This window comes from Peribacillus sp. YIM B13482 (genome assembly GCF_042787975.1).
GTDB classification, from domain to species: Bacteria; Bacillota; Bacilli; order Bacillales; family DSM-1321; genus Peribacillus; species Peribacillus simplex_A.
Genome location: NZ_JBHZPF010000006.1, coordinates 84,038 through 106,478, shown reverse-complemented (window position 1 = coordinate 106,478; position 22,441 = coordinate 84,038). Strand labels below are relative to the sequence as shown.

Below are 22,441 nucleotides of genomic sequence, written 5' to 3'. Positions count from 1 at the left end.
ATAAAGAGGTTAAAGGATGAAAGAGCCATTTGTTTTAATAAAAGACCAATATATGCTCATTGACAGCTGGAGACAACAAAATCTCCAGCTCGTAGCGGGCTTCACCACAAAGAATGGGGGAGTCAGTTCAGGGGATTTCCAAACATTGAATACCGGTTTTCATGTCAAGGATAAGCTTGAAGATGTCCAGGGAAACCGCAGGATTTTAGCCGATAAGCTGTTGTTTCCGCTTAATGAATGGGTAGGGGCCGAGCAGACGCATGAAACGAAAATCCATCATGTTACCGAACGCGATGGCGGGAGGGGTTCGATGGATTATGATTCAGCCTTTAAGGCAACTGACGGATTCTATACGAAGGATCAAAATGTTTTATTGACTCTTTGCTATGCGGACTGTGTGCCTTTATACTTTCTTGCTCCGGCACATGGTTTGATTGGGGTGGCACATGCCGGCTGGAAGGGTACCGTTAATGGAATTGCACGAAAAATGGTTGAGGCATGGCTAAATGAGGGTATAAAGGCAACGGAGATATTTGCTGTTATTGGGCCGTCGATTTGTTCTAAGTGCTATGTAGTTGATGCTAAAGTCATCGATTTAGTGCAGAATTTGCTGGTAGATAATGACGAAAAGCCCTATAATTTAATCAGTGAAGGACAATATCGATTGGATCTTAAGCAACTTAATGCATTGATTCTTCAAAAATCAGGAATTCCAAAAAGTCAGATCGACGTTTCATCATACTGTACAAGCTGTGATCATGAATTGTTTTTTTCACATCGCCGCGATAACGGAAAGACAGGTAGATTGATGAGTTTTATCGGTTGGAAGGAGGATTTAGGGTAACAGTGAAAGTAGTGGACAATTTAAAAAACATCGAAGAAAAAATAAATATAGCATGTGAAAATAGTGGCAGGGACCGTGAAGGTATAAAGTTAATCGCAGTGACAAAATATGTTTCGGTCGAGAGAGCAAAGGAAGCATTGGAAGCGGGAATAAGCGATTTGGGTGAAAACCGTGACGAAGGGCTATTGAAAAAATATGAAGTGCTGAAGGACAAGCCCAACTGGCATTATATTGGCTCCATGCAAACACGCAAAGTAAAAAATGTCATCGATAAAATTGCGTATATCCATTCATTGGATCGCATTTCTTTGGCAGAAGAAATTCAAAAACGCGCAAATGAGCCGATAAACTGTTTAGTGCAGGTGAACGTTTCAGGTGAAGAATCAAAACATGGCTTGAATCCTGAAGCGACAATGGATTTCATAAAAGGGTTATCTCATTTTGATAAGGTGAATGTTGCAGGATTGATGACGATGGCTCCATTGACTGATGATCAACAGGTTTTGCGGGAGTGCTTCCGGAAACTAAAGGGCATCCAGGCGGAAATACAAAATGCCGGTTTGAAGCATGCTCCCTGCACTGAATTGTCCATGGGGATGTCCAATGATTTCATGCTTGCCATTGAGGAAGGCGCTACAATGATTAGGATTGGTACTGCACTTGTAGGCGAATAATTTTAAGGAGGTACGCTATAGATGTCATTCGTATCAAAATTTAAATCTTATTTCGCGCTGGATGATGAGTATGAGTACAAGGATGAAGAGTTGGAAGAAGAGGAGGCTGAACCTAAAGCCGTGAAGTCAGCTAAACAACAGCAGCCCGCTTCTGCAGGGAATAATACCAATCAGAATATCGTAAGTTTGCAAAGCGTACAGAAATCTTCTAAAGTAGTATTATTGGAGCCTCGAGCTTATGCAGAAGCCCAGGAGGTAGCTGACCATTTAAAAAATAGACGTGCAGTAGTTGTGAACCTTCAACGAATCCAGCATGATCAAGGAAAGCGAATCATCGATTTTCTAAGTGGGACTGTCTATGCAATCAGCGGGGACATCCAAAAAATCGGAACAGATATATTCTTATGTACCCCGGACAACGTCGATGTTTCCGGTAATATTACCGGCTTCGCCGCCGATGAGGAGTACGAAGAAGCGAGGTGGTAATGGTTAATGGGTTTAGTGCTTCAAGGTTTATATTATTTAATTGAAATTTATTCAATGGCATTAATCGTTTACATATTGATGTCATGGTTCCCCAACGCAAGGGAGACATCGATTGGTCAATTCCTGGAAAAGATTTGCGAACCGTATTTAGAACCGTTCAGAAAGTTCATACCGCCACTTGGCATGATTGATCTTTCACCGCTTGTGGCCCTGCTGGTGCTTAACTTTGCCAGCGGTTATGGAATCTATTACCTACAGACTTTAATAGGATGATCAACAACAATTAACCTAACATGCATATTACTACACAGTCGGAAAATTTCCGCTGTGTAGTAGCAACGAAGAACAATTAAATCAATTCCTTATGATCGACCATTAATTTGATAACTAAGGAGCATTTATTCAATCATGAGTATTTATCAGCATTTCAGGCCGGAGGAAAAAGATTTTATTGATCAGGCAATGAATTGGATCGATCAGGTCAAGAATTCCTACGCTCCGAAACTATCTGATTTTCTTGATCCGCGCCAGCAGGAAATCCTTACTTCCTTATTAGGGAATGATCCGGATGCGAAAATGCAATTTAATGGCGGGAGCGATTTCGTAGAGCGAAAGCGTGTGCTCATTTACCCTGATTATTACTCTCCTGAACCATCGGATTTCAATATCTCCTTATACGATATCTCCTATCCAAAAAAGTTTGTTACGCTTGAACATAGGCAAATACTTGGAACCTTGATGTCACTAGGGGTAAAACGTGAAAAATTTGGTGATATAATAGTGACGGAGGAGCATATTCAATTTATCGCTGCCGGAGAGATGGATTTATACCTCACAGGAAACCTGGAGAAAATAGGTAGCGCTTCCGTTTCGATCAAAAGGCTTCCAATCGAGAATATCATCCAAGTTAATGAAAAATGGGAAGAGCAGGTCACCACAGTCAGTTCCCTTAGGCTTGACAGTGTGCTATCGTCCGTCCTGAATATGTCCCGTCAAAAAACCCAGGCCTTGATAACATCAGGAAAAGTAAAGGTTAATTTCAAGCAAACGGAAAACGTCTCGGAAGAATGCCGTGAGGGTGATACACTTTCAATCAGAGGTTTTGGCAGATGTAAAATAGCTTCAATTGATGGGAAAACCAAGAAGGATAAGTGGAGAGTCTCGTTAGGCAGACAAAAATAATTCAATATCAAGCAGGATTCATACATTTATTGTCGAATATAGAGTTTTAACATACTAGAGTAGAAACCGTTCTGGAGGTGCCGTAATGCCCTTAACCCCGATAGATATACATAACAAGGAATTTAACAAAGTATTTCGAGGGTATGATGAAGATGAAGTAAATGAATTTCTCGATCAGGTCATTAAGGATTATGAATTGATTTTGAGAGAGAAGAAAGAACTTGAGGATAAGCTGAACGAGACTTATGATCGTTTGGGACATTTTACGACAATCGAGGGTACACTAAATAAGTCGATTATTGTCGCACAAGAGGCAGCCGAAGAATTAAGGCGCAATGCCCAAAAAGAAGCGAAACTGATCATAAAGGAAGCAGAGAAAAATGCGGACCGGATCGTCAATGAGTCACTTGTGAAAGCAAGGAAAATAGCGATGGATATCGAAGATTTGAAAAAGCAATCCAAAGTATTCCGGACACGTTTTAAAATGCTTGTCGGAGCGCAGCTGGATTTGCTGGACAATGACGATTGGGACCACCTGCTGGATTATGAAGTAGATGCGACTGAAATAGAATTAAATGAGAAAGTGGAAGAGGAAATTTAAACGATTCCTTGACTTTGAACACTTTTTTCGCATATAATTTTTTAACAATACTATTCATTATGACATTAGACGATGACAGGGAAAGTAAATTCTTCACACACTTATTTTTAGCGAACCGGGGATGGTGAAAGCCCGGAATAAGCGAAGATATTGAAGATCACCCTTGAGTTCTGAGTTGAACCTGCTTTTGCAGAAAGTAAATGAAGCGTTTCATTCACGTTACGAATGCTCGAGAGGTTGGATTCACTTTGTGAATCTTTCTAACCAGGGTGGTACCGCGGGAAGCAAAGCTTTCTCGTCCCTTTTTTAGGGATGAGGGGGCTTTTTATTTTGGCCGGATATCAAGTCATCGGTTCGAATGAATTTTTATAAAGATGGATGGAGGATTTTATAATGGAATACAAAGATACCTTATTGATGCCTAAAACTGAATTTCCAATGCGGGGGAATTTACCGAAACGTGAGCCGGAAATCCAAGAAAAATGGAATGAAATGAACATCTATAAAAAAGTGCAAGAACAAACGGAAGGACGGCCTTTATTCATTTTGCATGATGGACCACCATATGCTAACGGCGATATCCATATGGGCCATGCAATGAATAAGGTTTTAAAGGATTTCATTGTCCGATTTAAATCGATGAGCGGTTTTCAAGCACCGTATGTACCTGGCTGGGATACGCATGGGCTTCCAATCGAAACGGCATTGACAAAAAAAGGCGTGAAACGGAAAGAAATGAGCATTGCCGAATTCAGAAAGCTTTGTGAAGAATATGCTTATGTTCAGATTAACAATCAACGTGAGCAGTTTAAGAGAATTGGGGTCCGTGGTGATTGGGATAATCCTTATATCACATTAAAGCCTGAATATGAAGCACAGCAAATCAAGGTCTTCGGTGAAATGGCGAAAAAAGGCTATATTTATAAAGGGAAAAAACCTGTTTACTGGTCTCCATCAAGTGAATCGGCCCTTGCCGAAGCTGAAATTGAGTATCAAGACAAACGTTCTGCATCGATCTATGTTGCTTTTGAAGTCACAGATGGCAAAGGTGTAATCGAAGAAGGCGTAAAGATCATCATCTGGACAACAACTCCTTGGACGATCCCGGCTAACCTTGGTATCTCATTGCATCCGCAATTAAATTACGTAGTAGTGGCTGTCGAAAATGAAAAATTCTTAATTGCCGAAGCGCTACTTGAATCGGTTACAGAAACTTTAGGCTGGGATAACCCGTCTATCTTGAAAACAGTAAAAGGGAGCGAGTTGGACCGCGCTGTTGCCAAACATCCTCTTTATGACCGCGAATCTTTAGTGATGTTGGGTGAGCACGTAACAACTGAAGCTGGTACGGGTTGTGTTCATACTGCACCTGGACATGGTGAAGATGACTTTATCATTGGGCAAAAATACGGCTTGGACGTACTTTGTCCTGTAGATGAAAAAGGGGTCATGACGGAAGAGGCAGGAGAATTTGCTGGATTATTTTATGATCAAGCGAATAAACCAATTACTGAAAAATTAACAGAAGCAGGCGCGTTATTGAACTTGACGTTCATTACACACTCTTATCCACATGACTGGCGGACGAAGAAACCAACGATCTTCCGTGCAACGGCACAATGGTTCGCCTCAATCAAAGACTTCCGCAGTGAACTTCTGGAAGCAATTGAAGAAACAAAATGGGTACCCGCTTGGGGTGAAACGCGCCTATTCAATATGGTCCGTGACCGCGGGGATTGGTGTATTTCCCGTCAACGTGCATGGGGCGTGCCAATTCCAGTCATTTATGCAGAAAATGGCGAGCCGATCATTACGGATGAAACCATCAACCATATTTCAAACCTATTCCGCGAACACGGTTCAAACATCTGGTTTGAGCGTGAAGCGAAAGATCTTCTGCCTGAAGGCTATACACATGAAGGCAGCCCGAATGGTATCTTTACAAAAGAAACGGATATCATGGATGTATGGTTCGACTCCGGTTCTTCTCATCAGGCAGTACTTGAAGAAAGAGACGACCTGCAGTGGCCTGCTGATCTTTATTTAGAAGGTTCCGATCAATACCGCGGCTGGTTTAACTCATCACTTTCAACAAGTGTTGCGGTCACAGGCAAAGCGCCATATAAAGGCGTGCTGAGCCACGGGTTCGCATTGGATGGCGAAGGTCGTAAAATGAGTAAGTCGATTGGGAACGTCGTCCTGCCATCTAAGGTCATGAACCAACTTGGTGCAGATATTTTACGCCTTTGGGTTGCTTCGGTGGATTACCAATCGGATGTCAGGGTTTCCGATCCTATTTTAAAACAAGTTTCTGAAGTGTACCGGAAAATCCGTAATACATTCCGCTTCTTGTTAGGGAACTTGGATGGATTCAATCCAGAAACCGATAAAGTGGCAGTCCAAGAATTACCTGAAGTCGACCGTTACATGCTAGTTAAATTGAATAAGCTGATCACACAATCGAAGCTAAGTTATGAAAATTATGAGTTTGCCACAATTTATAATATGGTCAATAATTTCTGCACACAGGATTTAAGTTCGTTCTACCTTGATTATGCGAAAGACATTCTTTATTGTGAAGCACCAAATGGAAAAGAGCGTTTGGCCATTCAAACGGTTCTTTACGAATCATTGGTCAGCTTAACGAAATTGGTGTCACCAATCCTCTCTCATACAGCTGATGAAGTATGGGCTTTCATTCCGGGAGTGACGGAAGAAAGTGTACAGTTGACATTGATGCCTAAGGAAATTTCCATCGATGATGCTGAAATCATTGAAGAAAAATGGACGGCGTTCATGAATGTCCGTGATAATGTACTGAAAGCATTAGAAGAAGCCCGGAACCAAAAAGTCATCGGAAAATCACTGAACGCAAAAGTGATGGTATATGTTAATGAAGAAACGAAGAATTTGCTCGATAGCATTAAGGAAAGCTTTGAACAGTTATTCATCGTTTCCGAATTTGAAATCGCTGGCAATGTTGCAAATGCCCCGGCAGAAGCGGTTAAACTTGAGGATATAGCGATCCTTGTTACAAAAGCAGAAGGTGAAACGTGTGAACGTTGCTGGAATGTTTCGAAAGAAGTAGGTCAAGTGGAAGAACATCCAACACTTTGCCCACGTTGTGCAACAGTCGTGAAGAAGCATTATGTGAATCAATAATTCCAAAAGGAAGGCCGGTCCCTTATGAAGGGACCGGCTTTTTTGTGGGAAAGAGAACAGAAAGGGCTGTAAGCATCCTACATTAGGGAATGTTGACTTTTTCTTCATTATCCAATATTATCCGTACTATAAAAAACAGACTTCTGTTTTTCGTATTAGTTATTATTTCTAGTTTATGCTACAATTCAAAAGTGAAGATTTGATTAGTTTGGGGGAAAAAGTGTGTTTTATTATTTAATAGCCCTTTTGGTCATAGCTTTCGATCAGCTGACAAAATGGATGATTGTGCAAAAAATGGAGTACGGAGAAAGCATTGAAATTATTGAAAACCTTCTATATATCACCTCGCATCGTAATCGTGGGGCAGCATGGGGAATTCTACAAGGTCAAATGTGGTTTTTCTACATCATCACCATCGCTGTCATTATTGGACTTGTCTATTATATTCAGAAGATGGCGAAGGAAAGCCGTTTGCTTGGAGTTGCACTTGCTCTCATGCTAGGCGGTGCGATTGGTAATTTCATCGATCGTGTTGCTCGTCAGGAAGTAGTGGATTTCGTTCATACCTATATTTTCAGCTACAGTTTCCCGGTATTTAATGTTGCTGATGCTTCGCTTTCAATTGGTGTCGGATTGCTCGTGATTCATATGTTTTTAGAAGAAAAAAACGCTAAGGAGAAAGATAATGGATAAAAGGTTATACAGCATCGATGAAACACTAAAAGGAGTTAGGATTGATAAGGCTCTCTCCACTTTGAATGAGGAATGGTCACGTACTCAGGTCCAACAATGGATTAAAGATGACCATGTTTTAGTAAATGGCTCGGCTATAAAGACGAATTACAAAGCTATTCCTGGCGATACGATCGAAGTGACGATTCCTGAACTTGAGGAATTGGATGCAGTAGCAGAGGAAATGAATTTGGATATCTATTATGAAGATGCTGATGTACTCGTGGTTAATAAACCGAGCGGTATGGTCGTCCACCCAGCACCTGGACATGTATCAGGCACGCTTGTAAATGGCTTGATGGCTCACTGCAACGATCTTTCTGGAATCAACGGTGTGATGCGACCTGGAATCGTCCATCGAATCGACAAAGATACATCTGGTCTATTGATGGTTGCAAAAAATGATATGGCACATGAAAAACTTGTGCAGCAGCTTGTTGACAAAACGGTTACCCGTAAGTATCAAGCTGTAGTTCATGGAGTGATCCCTCATGACTTCGGAACAATTGATGCACCGATCGGCCGGGATAAAAAGGATCGCCAAAGCATGACTGTCACAGATTCAAATTCCAAAAATGCTGTTACACATTTCCGGGTCATTGAACGTTTCAATGACTTCACTTTGGTGGAATGCCAGCTTGAAACAGGCAGGACGCATCAAATCCGTGTTCACATGAAATACATTGGGTTCCCACTTGCCGGAGATCCGAAATATGGTCCGAAAAAGACCCTGAAATTAGATGGACAAGCATTGCACGCCGGTCTTCTGGGTTTCATTCATCCACGTACAAATGAGTATATGGAGTTCGAAGCTCCGATTCCGGAAGAGTTTGAAAATCTAATTAATCAATTGCGTAGAAGTAAGGATTGACAAATACGTTTTTCTGATATATTATAATAACAACTTAATAAGAACCTTTAACACAGTTCAGAGAGACTGAGAAGGAAACGGATGCGCAAATTGGGATAATTCTACCCATGGCGATAAAATCCTCATGCCTTCTTGGCATGAGGATTTTTTATTGAAGAAAACCAATCAGAAATAGGGAATCGGGGTGGCCGACATGTTGAATGAGAAAGCCATAGTACTTGATGAACAGGCCATTAGCAGAGCCTTGACGAGAATTGCCCATGAAATTATTGAAAAAAATAAGGGTATTGAGAATTGCGTCTTAATCGGGATCCGTACACGCGGGATTTTCCTCGCCGACCGGCTTGCAAAGCGCATCAATCAAATAGAAGGTAAGGAAATAGAGCTGGGTGAACTGGATATTACACTTTATCGCGATGACCTCTCGAAAAAGTCCAATGATGGGGAACCCGTAGTAAAAGGTTCAGACATTCCGGTCAATATCAGCAACAAGAAAGTGATTTTAGTGGATGATGTTCTTTTTACCGGCAGAACCGTTAGAGCGGCAATGGATGCTCTGGTGGATTTGGGAAGACCTTCGCAAATCCAGCTCGCGGTATTAGTTGACAGGGGACATAGGGAACTGCCGATACGTGCGGATTTCGTCGGAAAAAACGTTCCGACTTCCCAATCTGAAAAAATTACAGTTACTTTAACAGAAGTAGACGAAATAGATCAAGTCACTATATTAGAAAAATAAACAACATGAAAATTTCATAACCCTTTTAAAGACAGTCCAGAGAGGCTGGCAAAGGGAGTCAATCGGGAGAGTTGTGTCTATGTATAGGCATTCCGCCTTCTGAGAAACCCTCTTTGTATAAACTGCAAAGAGGGTTTTTGCAGTCTTGATGCAATTTTCATGAGGGGGATTCGGAAATGGAAGAAACAAAAAGGGACATCGTACTGGATGTCGAGGACGTGCCAAAGGCTGGCCAGTGGATTACGTTAAGCATCCAGCATTTGTTCGCCATGTTCGGAGCAACGGTACTGGTGCCATTCTTGGTTGGGTTAAGCCCGGCGGTAGCACTGGTTTCAAGCGGATTAGGAACACTTTCATACTTATTGATTACAAAAGGTCAGATTCCTGCATATCTCGGTTCATCTTTTGCCTTCATTACGCCAATCATCGCGGCAAAGGCTTTAGGAGGACCGGAAGCGGCCATGATCGGCTGTTTTGCAGCAGGGTTCATATATGGGATAGTAGCTTTGATTATCCAAAAAGTAGGATTGCGCTGGCTAATGAATTTGCTTCCTCCAGTTGTGGTTGGCCCAGTTATCATTGTAATCGGGTTAAGCCTCGCTGGAACGGCCGTGGACATGGCGATGTATGATCCGCAAAAAAATTACAGTGTCACTTATATTATAATAGCGCTAATAACTTTAGCGGTAACCATCATCTGCAACGTGTTCTTTAAGGGATTCATTAACTTGATTCCTATATTGATGGGAATAATAGTTGGCTACAGCTGTTCAGCAGTTGCGGGAATTATAGATTATGAACCAATTAAATCTGCACAATGGTGGGAAATGCCGAAATTCATGTTTCCTTATATAACCTATACACCGACCTTCTCATGGGAAGTCATTGCGATCATGGTCCCTGTGGCTGTCGTCACTTTATCAGAACATATCGGGCACCAGATGGTACTGAGCAAAGTAGTCGGAAGAAATTTTTTGGAAAAGCCCGGTTTGCATCGCTCGATTTTAGGAGATGGGGCAGGAATCATGATTGGTTCCTTAATCGGTGGGCCACCGCTCACATCATACGGTGAAAATATTGGGGTCCTGACCATGACAAAGGCATTTAGTGTTTATATCATCGGGGGGGCAGCGTTAACTGCAATCATCTTTGGCTTTAACGGTAAGATTTCAGCAGTCATCAGCTCGATTCCTACAGCAGTGATGGGCGGCATTTCCATCTTACTCTTCGGAATCATCGCATCAAGTGGCTTAAGGATGCTGATTGATAATAAGGTTGATTTTGACAAGAAAAGAAACCTGATGATAGCTTCAGTCATACTGGTGTTAGGAATCGGAGGCGCGTTTGTACAACTATCGAAAACAGTATCGCTTTCCGGCATGGCACTTTCAGCCATCGTCGGGATCCTTCTTAACTTGATTCTTCCGGAACGGGAAAAAATATCCGGAGACATCTTTGAAAAATAAGTGAAACTGCATCAAAACAATAGATCACCTTTTAAAAGAAGTCCAGAGAGGCTTAAAAGGGTGTTGCTGTAAAGATGAATGAGAACGGGATAAAATGATGAACCATTCCTCGTACTCACAATTCTTTATGACCTACACCCTATCCTTAATGGCGGGGTGTTTTTTATCCCCCGCATCACAAATGTGAAGGGAGCAGGATCGATGAAAATGTTATTTACGATGAATGAATTAACTATAACTGACATTGAAAAAATATTACATGAGGCTGAGGGATTTGCCAACGGATCTGGCTGGAATCCTAAACAGCAGACCACAGTTGCCAATCTGTTCTTTGAACCAAGCACACGAACAAAATCAAGCTTTGAAATGGCTGAAAGAAAACTGGGTCTTGAGGTCATTCCTTTTGATGCGGGTACATCATCCGTGTTAAAAGGGGAAACCTTATATGACACTGTTAAAACGTTCGAAGCAATAGGCGTCAATGCCTTGATCATCCGTCATGAGCAGGATAATTACTTTGACGAGTTAAAAGAGAAAATCGGTATTCCGATAATCAATGCAGGGGATGGATGCGGAAATCATCCAACCCAGTCATTACTTGACTTATTGACGATAAAACAGGAGTTTAAACGTTTTGAAGGGCTGAAGATTGCGATAATCGGGGATGTGAGGCATAGTCGGGTTGCAAAATCGAATGCAGAAGCATTGACTCGTTTAGGAGCGAATGTCGTATTTTCAGGTCCGCCTGGATGGTTTGACAGAACCAACAGTTTAGGAAGATATGAAGACATCGATCAAGCGATGGCGACATCGGATGTAGTCATGCTGCTCAGAATACAGCATGAAAGGCATATCGAAAAATACGACCAGGCAAATGGAGATTATCTGGAGAATTTTGGTCTGACCAAACAACGTGAAAAAAATATGAAACCGGGTGCGATCATCATGCATCCTGCACCAATAAACCGCGGTGTTGAAATAGACAGTGAATTAGTCGAATGCAGCCGCTCAAGAATTTTTAAACAAATGAAAAATGGCGTGTTCATAAGAATGGCCGTATTGAAAAATGTGCTTGAACAATCCGAAGGGGGAATCAACCATGAAAACTGTAATCAAAAATGGAGTATTGCTAGATAATCAAAATTCATTCAAAAAAGCGGACATTGAAATAGAAGGAAAGGTCATCACAAAAATCGGCGAGAACTTATCAACGGAAAATTGTAAGGTTGTTGACGCTGAAGGGTTACTTATTACATCAGGGTTTATTGACCTGCATGTCCATTTGCGCGAACCGGGCGGTGAACATAAGGAAACAATCGCAAGTGGAACGCTTGCAGCGGCAAGAGGCGGTTTCACTACGGTAGCGGCGATGCCTAATACAAGGCCAGTTCCTGATACAGTGGAAAACCTTGAAGCTCTTAACCGAAAAATTGAAGAAACGGCGCATGTCCGGGTCCTCCCTTATGCATCCATAACGATTAGGGAAGCCGGCAAGGAGTTGACCGACTTTTCTTCATTAAAACAAACGGGTGCTTTCGCCTTTACGGACGATGGCGTAGGAATTCAAGAAGCCGGGATGATGTTTGAAGCGATGAAACGGGCAGCCGCACAGGATATGGCCATAGTAGCTCATTGTGAAGATAATAGCTTAATCAATAAAGGCTCCGTCCATGAAGGAAGATTCTCAAAGGAACAGGGGATCAATGGAATTCCGTCAGTATGTGAAGCTGTACATATTGCCAGGGATATCCTCCTTGCGGAAGCGGCAGACTGCCATTATCACGTTTGCCATATATCCACGAAGGAATCGGTTAGAACGGTGAGGGATGCCAAACGTGCAGGTATTCGTGTCACAGCCGAAGTTACACCGCATCATTTATTATTGTGTGAAGATGATATACCGGGACTTGATACGAATTATAAAATGAACCCGCCATTAAGGGGGCGTGAAGATCGGGACGCGCTGATAGAAGGACTGCTTGATGGAACAATCGATTTTATAGCAACAGACCATGCCCCGCATGCGGCTGAGGAAAAAGCGCAGGGAATGCAGCTAGCTCCTTTCGGAATAGTGGGATTGGAAACGGCCTTCCCGTTGCTTTACACCGAATTGGTTAAAAAGGGCGTCATAACATTAAAGCAATTGGTCGATTTCCTGACGATCAAACCAGCTGAAAGTTTCTCGCTTCCTTATGGAGAGCTAAAGGAAGGTGCTACTGCCGATATCGTGCTCATCGATTTGGAAACGGAAAAAGGAATTAATAATGAAGAGTTTGCTTCAAAAGGAAAAAATACACCTTTTAATGAGAAGAAATGTTATGGCTGGCCAGTCATGACGATTGCAGAAGGAAAAACAGTTTGGGAAAAAGGACGTGTTCAAGGATGAAAAGACAACTAATTTTAGAAGACGGTACGGTTTTCCTTGGGGAAGCATTCGGAGGGGACGTAGAAAAAATAGGTGAAGTCGTTTTTAACACAGGAATGACAGGATACCAGGAGATTCTATCCGATCCATCTTATTGCGGTCAAATCGTTACACTTACGTATCCATTGATCGGGAACTACGGGATAAACCGGGATGACTTTGAATCCATCAATCCGGCAATATCAGGATTCGTCGTTAAGGAAACAGCAGAACTTCCTTCAAACTGGCGAAACCAATCATCTCTTGATGAATACCTGAAAATGAAGAACATACCTGGAATAAGCGGAATCGATACGAGAAAGCTGACAAGGATCATCAGGAAATCTGGTGCACTTAAAGGAGCGCTCTGCAATATCAATAAAGATGCCGAAGAGGTTGTTTCCCAGTTGAGAGCAACGGTAATTCCTTCTAATCAAGTGAAACAGGTTTCAACAAAAACACCATATTCAAGCCCGGGCAGAGGCCCGCGGGTAGTTCTTGTAGACTATGGCATGAAGCATGGGATTTTACGTGAGTTAACGAAGCGCGGCTGTGATGTCGTGGTTGTGCCTTATAACGTTACCGCTGAGGAAGTGATGCAATATCACCCAGATGGTGTGATGCTTTCAAACGGTCCTGGAGATCCGAAAAGTGTTCATGAAACGCTTGAAATGATCCGTACAATCCAAACGGAAGTGCCATTATTCGGAATCTGTTTAGGACATCAATTATTCGCACTTGCAAACGGGGCGGATACGGAAAAATTAAAATTCGGTCATCGAGGCTCTAACCATCCGGTTAAAGACCTTCGTACCGGGAAGATATCCATCACATCTCAAAATCATGGATACACAGTCGAAGAGCTTTCCATTAAAAAGACTGATCTTATTGTGACACATACAGCATTGAATGACGATACGATTGAAGGGCTGCGCCATAAAAAATATCCGGCTTTCACCGTACAATATCACCCGGAAGCATCACCAGGACCGGAAGACGCCAACTACTTATTCAATGAATTCTTACAAATGATTGAAGCTGCAAACACCAAGGGGGAAAAAACATGCCAAAACGCACTGATATAAAAAGCATCCTAGTAATTGGTTCCGGTCCGATCGTCATCGGACAGGCCGCCGAGTTCGATTATGCAGGAACCCAAGCATGTATAGCCTTAAAAGAAGAAGGTTATCGAGTGATCCTGATTAACTCTAACCCGGCTACAATCATGACAGACAGTGAAATGGCCGATGCGGTTTATATCGAACCGATCACATTGGAATTTGTCAGCAAAATCATTCGTAAAGAGCGTCCAGATGCACTATTACCTACCCTGGGCGGACAGACTGGATTGAACATGGCAGTCGAGCTTGCCGAAGCAGGAATCCTTGAAGAATGCAATGTGCAAATTCTTGGAACGAAACTTTCCGCTATCCAACAAGCCGAAGACCGTGACCTTTTCCGTACCCTGATGAACGATCTTGGGGAACCAGTACCTGACAGCGACATAATTCATAATTTGGAAGAGGCTTATACTTTCGTGGAACGAGTCGGTTATCCGGTCATTGTTCGTCCGGCCTTCACGCTTGGAGGAACAGGCGGTGGGATTTGTGATAACGAAGAGCAGCTGATCGAGATTGTTGAGGGTGGCCTGAAAAGCAGTCCGGTTCACCAATGTCTGCTTGAGAAGAGCATTGCCGGTTGCAAAGAAGTGGAATATGAAGTGATGCGTGATTCCAATGATAATGCAATTGTCGTTTGTAATATGGAAAACTTCGACCCTGTAGGTGTCCATACAGGCGATTCAATAGTTGCCGCACCAAGCCAAACATTAAGTGACAGAGAGTATCAAATGCTTAGAAATACGTCTTTAAAGATTATCCGTGCCTTGAAAATTGAAGGTGGGTGCAATGTTCAGCTTGCGCTTGATCCGAACAGCTATCAATATTATGTCATTGAAGTGAACCCTAGGGTCAGCCGTTCGTCAGCACTTGCTTCAAAAGCAACAGGATATCCAATTGCGAAGCTAGCAGCAAAGATAGCAGTCGGTTTAACGCTTGATGAAATGATGAACCCTGTCACAGGCAAAACCTATGCGAGCTTCGAACCGGCACTAGACTATGTAGTTACGAAGATTCCGCGTTGGCCTTTCGATAAGTTCGAGAGCGCAAATCGCAGGCTTGGGACACAAATGAAAGCGACCGGAGAAGTTATGGCAATCGGCCGTACATTCGAAGAATCCATCTTAAAAGCTGTTCGTTCCCTTGAAGCAGGTATATACCATCTTGAATTGAATGACGAGTTTGAGGATGGAAAAATAGAGAAGCGGATCCGAAAAGCGGGAGATGAACGGTTATTCTATATCGGCGAAGCATTAAGAAGGGGGAAAACGATCGAAACCATTCACGAATGGAGCCAGATCGATTTATTCTTCTTGCATAAGTTGAAAAAGATAATCGACTTTGAGAAGGAGCTTCAAGAACATTCTTTTGATCGTGAAGTTCTGCAAAAGGCTAAAGAACTAGGATTTTCTGATAAAACAATCGCAGAAATTTGGGAAGTTCCCGAAATTGACGTTTATGAGTACCGGAAACAACAAGGGATCATCCCTGTTTACAAAATGGTCGATACATGTGCTGCGGAATTCGAATCGGAAACACCGTATTTTTATGGGACATACGAAGATGAAAATGAATCCATCGTTACCGAAAAGAAAAGTGTCATTGTCCTGGGGTCTGGCCCAATTCGTATAGGACAAGGTGTAGAGTTTGATTATGCGACAGTACATTCAGTATGGGCCATCAAAGAAGCGGGGTATGAAGCGATCATCATCAACAACAATCCCGAAACAGTTTCGACGGATTTCAGTATCTCCGACAAACTTTACTTCGAACCATTGACTCTTGAAGATGTCATGCATGTCATCGATTTGGAAAAACCAGAAGGGGTCATTGTCCAGTTTGGTGGACAGACGGCGATTAACCTTGCAGATGGTCTTGTTGAAAGAGGAGTGAAGATCCTTGGTACTTCACTTGAAGACCTGGATAGGGCGGAAAACCGTAATAAATTCGAAAAGGCACTTAAGGATTTAGACATTCCGCAGCCGAAGGGTAAAACCGCAACATCGGTTGATGAAGCGATCGTCATTGCTGAAGACATTGGTTACCCGGTATTAGTAAGGCCTTCGTATGTACTCGGGGGAAGAGCGATGGAAATCGTCTATAAACAAGAGGAATTACTGCATTACATGAAAAATGCTGTGAAGATAAATCCAGATCATCCTGTCCTGATAGATCGCTACTTGACAGGTAAGGAAGTCGAAGTCGATGGAATTTCCGATGGAGAAACGGTCGTAATCCCAGGAATAATGGAGCATATTGAACGTGCTGGCGTCCATTCCGGTGATTCGATTGCAGTCTATCCGCCTCAAAATCTAACGGAAAAACAAAAAGAGGTAATCATAGACTATACGACAAGATTGGCAAAAGGCTTGAATATAATTGGTCTCTTGAACATTCAATATGTCATCAGCAATGAAGAAGTGTATGTCATTGAAGTAAATCCACGTTCGAGCCGAACCGTTCCATTCTTAAGTAAAATTACGAATGTGCCAATGGCTAACTTAGCCACAAAGGTCATCCTGGGCCACTCACTTAAAAGCCAGGGGTATGAATCCGGATTAGTGCCAGAACAAACTGGGGTTTATGTAAAAGTTCCGGTCTTCTCTTTTGCAAAATTAAGAGGTGTGGACATTTCACTCGGACCTGAAATGAAATCGACTGGTGAAGTAATGGGAAAAGATAGCACACTTGAAAAGGCTTTATATAAAGGACTGGTCGCTTCCGGCTTCAAGATTGAGGGGCATGGTTCGGTATTATTGACGATATCTGATAAAGATAAGCAAGAAGCGCTTCTTTTAGCAAAACGCTTCCATAATATCGGTTTCAAGCTGATAGCCACCAGCGGAACTGCTGCCTTATTGGAGCAATCCGGAATACCGACTGCGATTGTCGGTAAAATTGGCGAAGAAGGCACAAACCTCTTGGATGTTATCCGAAACGGGGAAGCACAATTCGTCATAAACACTTTGACCAAAGGGAAGCAGCCGGAACGCGATGGTTTTAGAATCCGACGTGAATCGGTTGAGAATGGAGTGACATGCCTTACATCCCTCGATACGGCAGAAGCCATTTTAAGAGTGATAGAATCCATGACCTTCTCGGCAGAGGCAATGGGAAAAACGGAAAAAAGTCGTGAGGTGAGCTATATATGATCAAGAAGGAAAGAATGAAGGTGTTAACTCATAAAGAACTGGCCCCATCCATCTTTGAACTTACTCTTCAAGGAGAACTGGTTTCAGAGATGAAACAACCAGGCCAGTTTGTCCAAGTCAAGACAACAGAAGGCACAGAGCCATTGTTAAGACGCCCGATTTCAATTTCTTCTTATAACAGCAGTGAAAAACAGTTCACGATGATATACCGGGCTGAAGGTAAAGGAACGACGCTGTTATCACAGCGTAAACAGGCAGAAGCGGTCGATATCTTAGGTCCCCTTGGCAATGGATTCCCTGTTCATGAAGCAAAAAAAGGTGAAACGGCATTATTGGTTGGTGGTGGGATTGGTGTCCCGCCCCTGTATCAATTATCAAAGATGTTGGTTGCAAATGGTGTCAGGGTGATCCATGTATTGGGCTTCCAGACCAAGTCAGCCATCTTTTACGAGAAAGAGTTTAGTGAATTAGGTGATACCCATATTGCCACAGTGGATGGTTCATATGGGACAAAAGGATTTGTTACGACTGTGATTGACAACCTGGAACAGGAGTTTGCAACGATCTTTTCATGCGGGCCTACACCAATGCTAAAAGCATTGGAAGCGGGCTATCGTGAAAAAAAGCTTTACCTGTCCCTCGAGGAAAGGATGGGGTGCGGCATCGGTGCTTGCTTTGCCTGCGTATGTCATACAGGGGATGATCCAACTGGTTTCAGTTACAAAAAGGTATGCAGCGATGGACCCGTATTCCGGGCAGGAGAGGTGGTATTATGAGCAGGCTTTCAGTTGAGTTACCAGGATTACACTTGAAAAATCCAGTCATGCCAGCATCTGGATGCTTTGGGTTCGGCCGTGAATACAGTCAATTTTTTGACTTGGATATTCTTGGGGCGATCATGATTAAAGCGACCACTCCTGAGCCGAGGTTCGGTAACCCGACTCCGCGTGTTGCGGAAACCTCTTCGGGAATGCTGAACGCCATCGGTCTGCAGAATCCAGGTTTAGAAAAAGTCATCAGTAAAGAACTGGCTTGGTTAGGTGGATATGATGTCCCTATCATCGCTAACGTTGCGGGTTCACAAATAGCTGACTATGTAAAGGTTGCCAGTGACATAAGTAAGGTGGGGAATGTAAAGGCACTCGAATTGAATATCTCTTGTCCGAATGTTAAAGAAGGAGGCATAGCTTTCGGTACGGTACCGGAAGTTGCCAAAGAGGTAACCAAGGCGGTCAAGGAAGTATCTTCGGTTCCTGTATATGTGAAGCTTTCACCGAATGTCAGTAATATTGTGGAAATGGCCAAAGCTGTAGAAGAAGGCGGGGCTGACGGGTTGACAATGATAAACACATTAGTCGGCATGCGTTTGGATTTAAAAACCGGCAGGCCGATTCTTTCGAACAGAACGGGTGGGTTATCTGGTCCTGCAATAAAACCTGTTGCGCTCCGGATGATTTATGAGGTGAGCCAGCAAGTGTCGATTCCAATAATCGGAATGGGCGGAATCGCTACAGCAGAAGATGTCATTGAATTTTTCTATGCAGGTGCCAGTGCTGTTGCGGTGGGAACCGCCAACTTCGTGGATCCCTTTGTATGCCCGACCATAATCGAAGAATTACCGAAATTGTTGGATGAGCTTGGGTTTGACCATATTTCAGAATGTACCGGAAGGAGCTGGAAGCAGAATGAAGCAGTCACTAATTATCGCCCTTGATTTCCCGGACCTCATTCAAACGGAAAGATTTTTGAGTCAGTTCCCCTCCGAAAAACTCGCTGTAAAAGTGGGGATGGAATTATTTTATCAGAATGGACCAGCAATTATTTCTTACGTAAAAGAGCAAGGCCATGATGTGTTTTTGGACTTGAAACTTCATGATATTCCGAATACGGTCAAAATGGCCATGACAGGTTTGGCAACTTTAGGAGCTGACATGGTCAATGTACATGCTGCGGGTGGTCAAAAGATGATGGAAGCAGCTATGGAGGGTCTGGATAAAGGAACGTCAGCTGGAAAAAAACGTCCTTTATGCATAGGGGTTACCCAACTGACAAGCACGTCACAAGAACAAATGAACGTTGAGCAAAACATTGCCGGTTCTCTGGAGGACTCGGTCCTCCATTATGCAAAGCTTACTCAACAGGCAGGATTGGATGGCGTTGTCTGTTCCACTCATGAAGTAAAGAACATACATGAACGCATCGGACTTGAATTCTTAACAGTCACACCTGGAATCCGAAGTGCAGGTGGACAGACGCATGATCAAAAGAGAATTGCCACGCCTGAACAGGCAAGGGATTTTGGAGCGGATGCCATCGTTGTCGGGAGAGCCATAACGGGAGCTAAAGATCCATTAAAGGCCTATTTGGATATGAAAGCAGCTTGGGAGGGAATTTCATGTTAAATCAAAAGATAGCTGAACATTTATTGGAAATAAAAGCAGTGTACCTACAGCCGAATGACCCCTTCACTTGGGCATCTGGAATTCAATCACCCATTTATTGCGACAACCGCTTGACCCTTTCGTACCCAGAAGTCCGGAAGGAAATAGCGGAAGGGCTGAAAGGATTGATTGAACAGCATTTCCCTGAGGCTGAACTGATCGCAGGCACAGCAACTGCCGGCATTCCGCATGCAGCTTGGGTGAGTGAAAAATTAAATGCACCCATGTGCTATGTTCGCTCCAAAGCTAAGGAGCACGGAAAGGGCAATCAAATCGAAGGCCGAGCTATTCCAGGACAAAAAGTTGTAGTTGTGGAAGACTTGATTTCAACCGGAGGCAGTGTAATTACTGCTGTTAACGCACTAAAAGAAGCTGGCTGTGAGGTTCTTGGAGTTGTTTCGATCTTTACTTACGAATTGGAAAAGGGAAAAGAAAAATTCAATGCTGAGGGTATCACTAACCATTCGTTGAGTGACTACTCGACTTTGATAAAAGTCGCAAATGAAAAAGGGTATATAACAGCAGATGAATTGGAAAAGCTAAAAAAATGGCGGGAGAATCCGGCAGATACTGCTTGGATTTCAGCATGAAAATGGAGGTGGCCCAATCACTCAGGATTGGGTCACCTCTATTTTTTTACCATTCAATCCTTTACTTCTTCCTTTAAGCGAATGACAATATCGGCATCTGGAGTAATATATAAGGTTTGCTGCTGATCATAGATCACGAAACCAGGCTTTGAGCCATTCGGTTTCTTAACATGGCGAACTTGTGTAAAGTCAACGGGCACTGAGCTCGATTGCTTTGCTTTACTGAAGAAAGCTGCTAATACGGCCGCTTCTTTAATCGTTTTTTCACTTGGTGATTCATTTCGAATCACTACATGTGAGCCAGGGATATCTTTGGTGTGAAGCCAAATCTCATCACGGCGAGCGAACTTATTCGTTAGGTAATCATTTTGTTTATTATTTTTCCCAACAAAAATGAGATCTCCATCGGTAGCATAATATGTTTCAAGCTGAGGTTTTGCATTGGCTGGCTTTTTCATGCCTTTTTTCTTTTTTTGCCGGATGTAGCCTTCTTCCTGAAGTTCTTCGCGAATCTCCTCTATATCTTTGGGGGAAGCTGATTGGAGCTGCTGATGCAAGGCATCAAAGTAGGCCAATTCCAATTTTGATTTTTCGATTTGCTCTTGAACGACACCGACTGCATTTTTAGACTTTTGGTATCTCGAGAAGTACTTTTGTGCATTATCGGATGGATTTTTTAATGGATCAAGCGGGATGATGACCGTACCTTGTTCTTCATCATAATAATTGACGACTTCAATTTCCTTCATGCCTTTTTTCATTTGATATAGATTAGCTGTAAGCAGCTCACCGAACAACTGATACTGTTCCCCGCGTTCCGTATCTTTTAATGTTCGTTCAAGCTTCCCGATTTTTTTTGAGTTCTTTTCCATTTCATTAGTAATGAAACGTTCTACATCCTGGCTCTTTTGCTTAACCCGATCACGTTCTGCCTTTCCGAAATAATAACGGTCGAGCATTTCGCATAATGAAGAAAAAGTACGCTGTTTTCCTGTCAGATGCTCTAGTGAAAGCATATAAAAAACTTCTTTATTGCCATCTTGTTTGATCGTCGCGGCATAGTTATGTTCTGAGATTTCTTGGATAAGCCCTGAAAAAGCTGATGGAAGGGTGGTGCTGTTGGCCAATCCAGCCCGGTAAACGGCTTCCTTTGCAGCTAAAGGTGAAATTCCTGAAAAATGGGCAACAAGCTGTTTATCTAGTTTTCCTGCATTGAAGTCAATATTCTTCCTGATATCGTCCTCCGTAGCATTGAAGGGATTATCCTTTTCTTGTGCGGGTGGCACCTTATATTCCTGGCCGGGCAATATCGCCCGATAGCTGTTCACTGCATAGGAAACATGCTTAATGCTATCTAAAATCATATTCCGTTCTTTATCGACTAAAACAATGTTGCTGTGACGCCCCATGATTTCAATGATTAACTGCTTTTTAGAAACATCTCCAAGCTCATTGCGGCCTTTCACCTCAAAGATGATCATCCTATCAAGTTCATATTGATAAATATCTTCTATCGTATAGCCTTCGAGGTGCTTCCTAAGAAGCATACAGAACATGGGTGCTTCTTTAGGATTTTCATAACTTTCTTCGGTCAATTGCACCCTTGAATAACTTGGGTGGGCTGATAATAAGAGTTTATGGTTCTTACCTCCAGCACGAACAACCAGTATTACTTCATTTTTATAAGGCTGATGTACCTTATTGATTCGTCCACCTTTTAATATAGAAGCGATTTCTTCCGTCATCGCTTTCGTAAATAATCCATCAAATGACATTCTATTTTTACTTCCTTTACATAAGATTTTCTATGATACTAAATTCTGCAGGGCGTTATCGATGTATCAGGATCGGCCCATTTTAACTGTATTCACTAATTCAGTTGAACTGGGTGAAAAGCTGGAGTTGCAGTTCAGGAATATTGAATGGATGCGATTTTAATAGATTCGTGATATTAATTACAAAGTTTGTCCATTCATTAT

20 protein-coding genes and 1 other annotated feature are annotated in these 22,441 nt (G+C 42.6%); of the genes, 19 read left to right on the top strand and 1 reads right to left on the bottom strand.

Annotated elements, in window-relative coordinates:
• Positions 1–16: 16 nt before the first annotated feature.
• The 19 genes from pgeF (at position 17) to pyrE (ending at position 20,462) form a co-directional block, all read left to right on the top strand.
• Positions 17–844: a peptidoglycan editing factor PgeF gene (pgeF, locus tag ACFX4L_RS05665; protein WP_061462338.1), complete on the top strand. Its 828-nt coding sequence runs from the start codon at positions 17–19 to the stop codon at positions 842–844.
• Positions 845–846: 2 nt separating this feature from the next.
• Complete coding sequence (locus ACFX4L_RS05660) at positions 847–1,518, top strand: YggS family pyridoxal phosphate-dependent enzyme (protein ID WP_377404147.1); 672 nt, start codon at positions 847–849, stop codon at positions 1,516–1,518.
• A 21-nt stretch (positions 1,519–1,539) separates the two neighbouring features.
• The gene (locus ACFX4L_RS05655; RefSeq protein ID WP_061462340.1) at positions 1,540–2,004 is read left to right on the top strand and encodes a cell division protein SepF; all 465 of its coding nucleotides are present in this window, start codon (positions 1,540–1,542) and stop codon (positions 2,002–2,004) included.
• A 6-nt stretch (positions 2,005–2,010) separates the two neighbouring features.
• A complete protein-coding gene (locus ACFX4L_RS05650) occupies positions 2,011–2,277 on the top strand; it encodes a YggT family protein (protein ID WP_034313862.1) in 267 nt (88 codons plus the stop codon).
• A 135-nt stretch (positions 2,278–2,412) separates the two neighbouring features.
• Positions 2,413–3,186: a YlmH family RNA-binding protein gene (locus tag ACFX4L_RS05645; protein ID WP_377383030.1), complete on the top strand. Its 774-nt coding sequence runs from the start codon at positions 2,413–2,415 to the stop codon at positions 3,184–3,186.
• A gap of 85 nt (positions 3,187–3,271) precedes the next feature.
• Positions 3,272–3,787 carry a DivIVA domain-containing protein gene (locus tag ACFX4L_RS05640; protein ID WP_061462342.1) on the top strand — a complete coding sequence of 172 codons (516 nt, stop codon included), beginning with the start codon at positions 3,272–3,274 and terminating at the stop codon, positions 3,785–3,787.
• Positions 3,788–3,850: 63 nt separating this feature from the next.
• Positions 3,851–4,093: a binding site (T-box leader), on the top strand.
• Positions 4,094–4,180: 87 nt separating this feature from the next.
• Entirely contained in the window at positions 4,181–6,949 is a 2,769-nt protein-coding gene (gene ileS / locus ACFX4L_RS05635; protein ID WP_377404144.1) for an isoleucine--tRNA ligase, read from the top strand.
• A gap of 222 nt (positions 6,950–7,171) precedes the next feature.
• Complete coding sequence (gene lspA / locus ACFX4L_RS05630; RefSeq protein WP_125161793.1) at positions 7,172–7,642, top strand: signal peptidase II; 471 nt, start codon at positions 7,172–7,174, stop codon at positions 7,640–7,642.
• Entirely contained in the window at positions 7,635–8,552 is a 918-nt protein-coding gene (locus ACFX4L_RS05625) for an RluA family pseudouridine synthase (protein WP_061462345.1), read from the top strand. The genes lspA and ACFX4L_RS05625 overlap by 8 nt, the downstream gene beginning before the upstream one ends.
• 193 nt (positions 8,553–8,745) lie before the next feature.
• Complete coding sequence (pyrR, locus tag ACFX4L_RS05620) at positions 8,746–9,291, top strand: bifunctional pyr operon transcriptional regulator/uracil phosphoribosyltransferase PyrR (RefSeq protein WP_061462346.1); 546 nt, start codon at positions 8,746–8,748, stop codon at positions 9,289–9,291.
• A 176-nt stretch (positions 9,292–9,467) separates the two neighbouring features.
• Positions 9,468–10,757 (top strand): solute carrier family 23 protein, encoded by a 1,290-nt coding sequence (locus ACFX4L_RS05615; RefSeq protein WP_377383034.1) that lies wholly within the window; start codon positions 9,468–9,470, stop codon positions 10,755–10,757.
• A gap of 201 nt (positions 10,758–10,958) precedes the next feature.
• On the top strand, positions 10,959–11,894 hold the full coding sequence (locus ACFX4L_RS05610) for an aspartate carbamoyltransferase catalytic subunit (RefSeq protein ID WP_377404141.1): 936 nt from the start codon (positions 10,959–10,961) through the stop codon (positions 11,892–11,894).
• The gene (locus ACFX4L_RS05605; RefSeq protein WP_377383037.1) at positions 11,857–13,143 is read left to right on the top strand and encodes a dihydroorotase; all 1,287 of its coding nucleotides are present in this window, start codon (positions 11,857–11,859) and stop codon (positions 13,141–13,143) included. Before ACFX4L_RS05610 ends, ACFX4L_RS05605 begins: the two co-directional genes overlap by 38 nt.
• Entirely contained in the window at positions 13,140–14,246 is a 1,107-nt protein-coding gene (locus tag ACFX4L_RS05600) for a carbamoyl phosphate synthase small subunit (RefSeq protein ID WP_061462350.1), read from the top strand. Before ACFX4L_RS05605 ends, ACFX4L_RS05600 begins: the two co-directional genes overlap by 4 nt.
• Positions 14,225–17,431, top strand: coding sequence for a carbamoyl-phosphate synthase large subunit (gene carB / locus ACFX4L_RS05595; protein WP_377383039.1), 3,207 nt, complete (start codon positions 14,225–14,227; stop codon positions 17,429–17,431). Before ACFX4L_RS05600 ends, carB begins: the two co-directional genes overlap by 22 nt.
• Positions 17,428–18,207 carry a dihydroorotate dehydrogenase electron transfer subunit gene (locus ACFX4L_RS05590; RefSeq protein WP_061462352.1) on the top strand — a complete coding sequence of 260 codons (780 nt, stop codon included), beginning with the start codon at positions 17,428–17,430 and terminating at the stop codon, positions 18,205–18,207. The genes carB and ACFX4L_RS05590 overlap by 4 nt, the downstream gene beginning before the upstream one ends.
• On the top strand, positions 18,204–19,145 hold the full coding sequence (locus tag ACFX4L_RS05585) for a dihydroorotate dehydrogenase (protein WP_377383042.1): 942 nt from the start codon (positions 18,204–18,206) through the stop codon (positions 19,143–19,145). Before ACFX4L_RS05590 ends, ACFX4L_RS05585 begins: the two co-directional genes overlap by 4 nt.
• Positions 19,117–19,833 (top strand): orotidine-5'-phosphate decarboxylase, encoded by a 717-nt coding sequence (gene pyrF, locus ACFX4L_RS05580; protein ID WP_061462354.1) that lies wholly within the window; start codon positions 19,117–19,119, stop codon positions 19,831–19,833. The genes ACFX4L_RS05585 and pyrF overlap by 29 nt, the downstream gene beginning before the upstream one ends.
• The gene (pyrE, locus tag ACFX4L_RS05575) at positions 19,827–20,462 is read left to right on the top strand and encodes an orotate phosphoribosyltransferase (RefSeq protein ID WP_061462355.1); all 636 of its coding nucleotides are present in this window, start codon (positions 19,827–19,829) and stop codon (positions 20,460–20,462) included. Before pyrF ends, pyrE begins: the two co-directional genes overlap by 7 nt.
• Positions 20,463–20,515: 53 nt before the next feature.
• Here pyrE and ACFX4L_RS05570 read toward each other — a convergent pair whose 3' ends face one another.
• On the bottom strand, positions 20,516–22,237 hold the full coding sequence (locus tag ACFX4L_RS05570; protein WP_377383044.1) for an Rqc2 family fibronectin-binding protein: 1,722 nt from the start codon (positions 22,235–22,237) through the stop codon (positions 20,516–20,518).
• Positions 22,238–22,441 lie beyond the last annotated feature (204 nt).

What these genes read in the sequence shown, in the direction of transcription:
- ACFX4L_RS05590 (WP_061462352.1), top strand. Translation starts at nt 17,428, where the DNA reads ATGATCAAGAAGGAAAGAATGAAGGTGTTAACTCATAAAGAACTGGCC.
- ACFX4L_RS05650 (WP_034313862.1), top strand. Translation starts at nt 2,011, where the DNA reads ATGGGTTTAGTGCTTCAAGGTTTATATTATTTAATTGAAATTTATTCA.
- ACFX4L_RS05625 (WP_061462345.1), top strand. Translation starts at nt 7,635, where the DNA reads ATGGATAAAAGGTTATACAGCATCGATGAAACACTAAAAGGAGTTAGG.
- pyrF (WP_061462354.1), top strand. Translation starts at nt 19,117, where the DNA reads ATGAAGCAGTCACTAATTATCGCCCTTGATTTCCCGGACCTCATTCAA.
- ACFX4L_RS05585 (WP_377383042.1), top strand. Translation starts at nt 18,204, where the DNA reads ATGAGCAGGCTTTCAGTTGAGTTACCAGGATTACACTTGAAAAATCCA.
- ACFX4L_RS05640 (WP_061462342.1), top strand. Translation starts at nt 3,272, where the DNA reads ATGCCCTTAACCCCGATAGATATACATAACAAGGAATTTAACAAAGTA.
- ACFX4L_RS05570 (WP_377383044.1), bottom strand. Translation starts at nt 22,237, where the DNA reads ATGTCATTTGATGGATTATTTACGAAAGCGATGACGGAAGAAATCGCT.
- ACFX4L_RS05615 (WP_377383034.1), top strand. Translation starts at nt 9,468, where the DNA reads ATGGAAGAAACAAAAAGGGACATCGTACTGGATGTCGAGGACGTGCCA.
- ACFX4L_RS05610 (WP_377404141.1), top strand. Translation starts at nt 10,959, where the DNA reads ATGAAAATGTTATTTACGATGAATGAATTAACTATAACTGACATTGAA.
- ACFX4L_RS05605 (WP_377383037.1), top strand. Translation starts at nt 11,857, where the DNA reads ATGAAAACTGTAATCAAAAATGGAGTATTGCTAGATAATCAAAATTCA.
- pyrE (WP_061462355.1), top strand. Translation starts at nt 19,827, where the DNA reads ATGTTAAATCAAAAGATAGCTGAACATTTATTGGAAATAAAAGCAGTG.
- pgeF (WP_061462338.1), top strand. Translation starts at nt 17, where the DNA reads ATGAAAGAGCCATTTGTTTTAATAAAAGACCAATATATGCTCATTGAC.
- ACFX4L_RS05655 (WP_061462340.1), top strand. Translation starts at nt 1,540, where the DNA reads ATGTCATTCGTATCAAAATTTAAATCTTATTTCGCGCTGGATGATGAG.
- ACFX4L_RS05645 (WP_377383030.1), top strand. Translation starts at nt 2,413, where the DNA reads ATGAGTATTTATCAGCATTTCAGGCCGGAGGAAAAAGATTTTATTGAT.
- ACFX4L_RS05600 (WP_061462350.1), top strand. Translation starts at nt 13,140, where the DNA reads ATGAAAAGACAACTAATTTTAGAAGACGGTACGGTTTTCCTTGGGGAA.
- pyrR (WP_061462346.1), top strand. Translation starts at nt 8,746, where the DNA reads ATGTTGAATGAGAAAGCCATAGTACTTGATGAACAGGCCATTAGCAGA.
- ileS (WP_377404144.1), top strand. Translation starts at nt 4,181, where the DNA reads ATGGAATACAAAGATACCTTATTGATGCCTAAAACTGAATTTCCAATG.
- carB (WP_377383039.1), top strand. Translation starts at nt 14,225, where the DNA reads ATGCCAAAACGCACTGATATAAAAAGCATCCTAGTAATTGGTTCCGGT.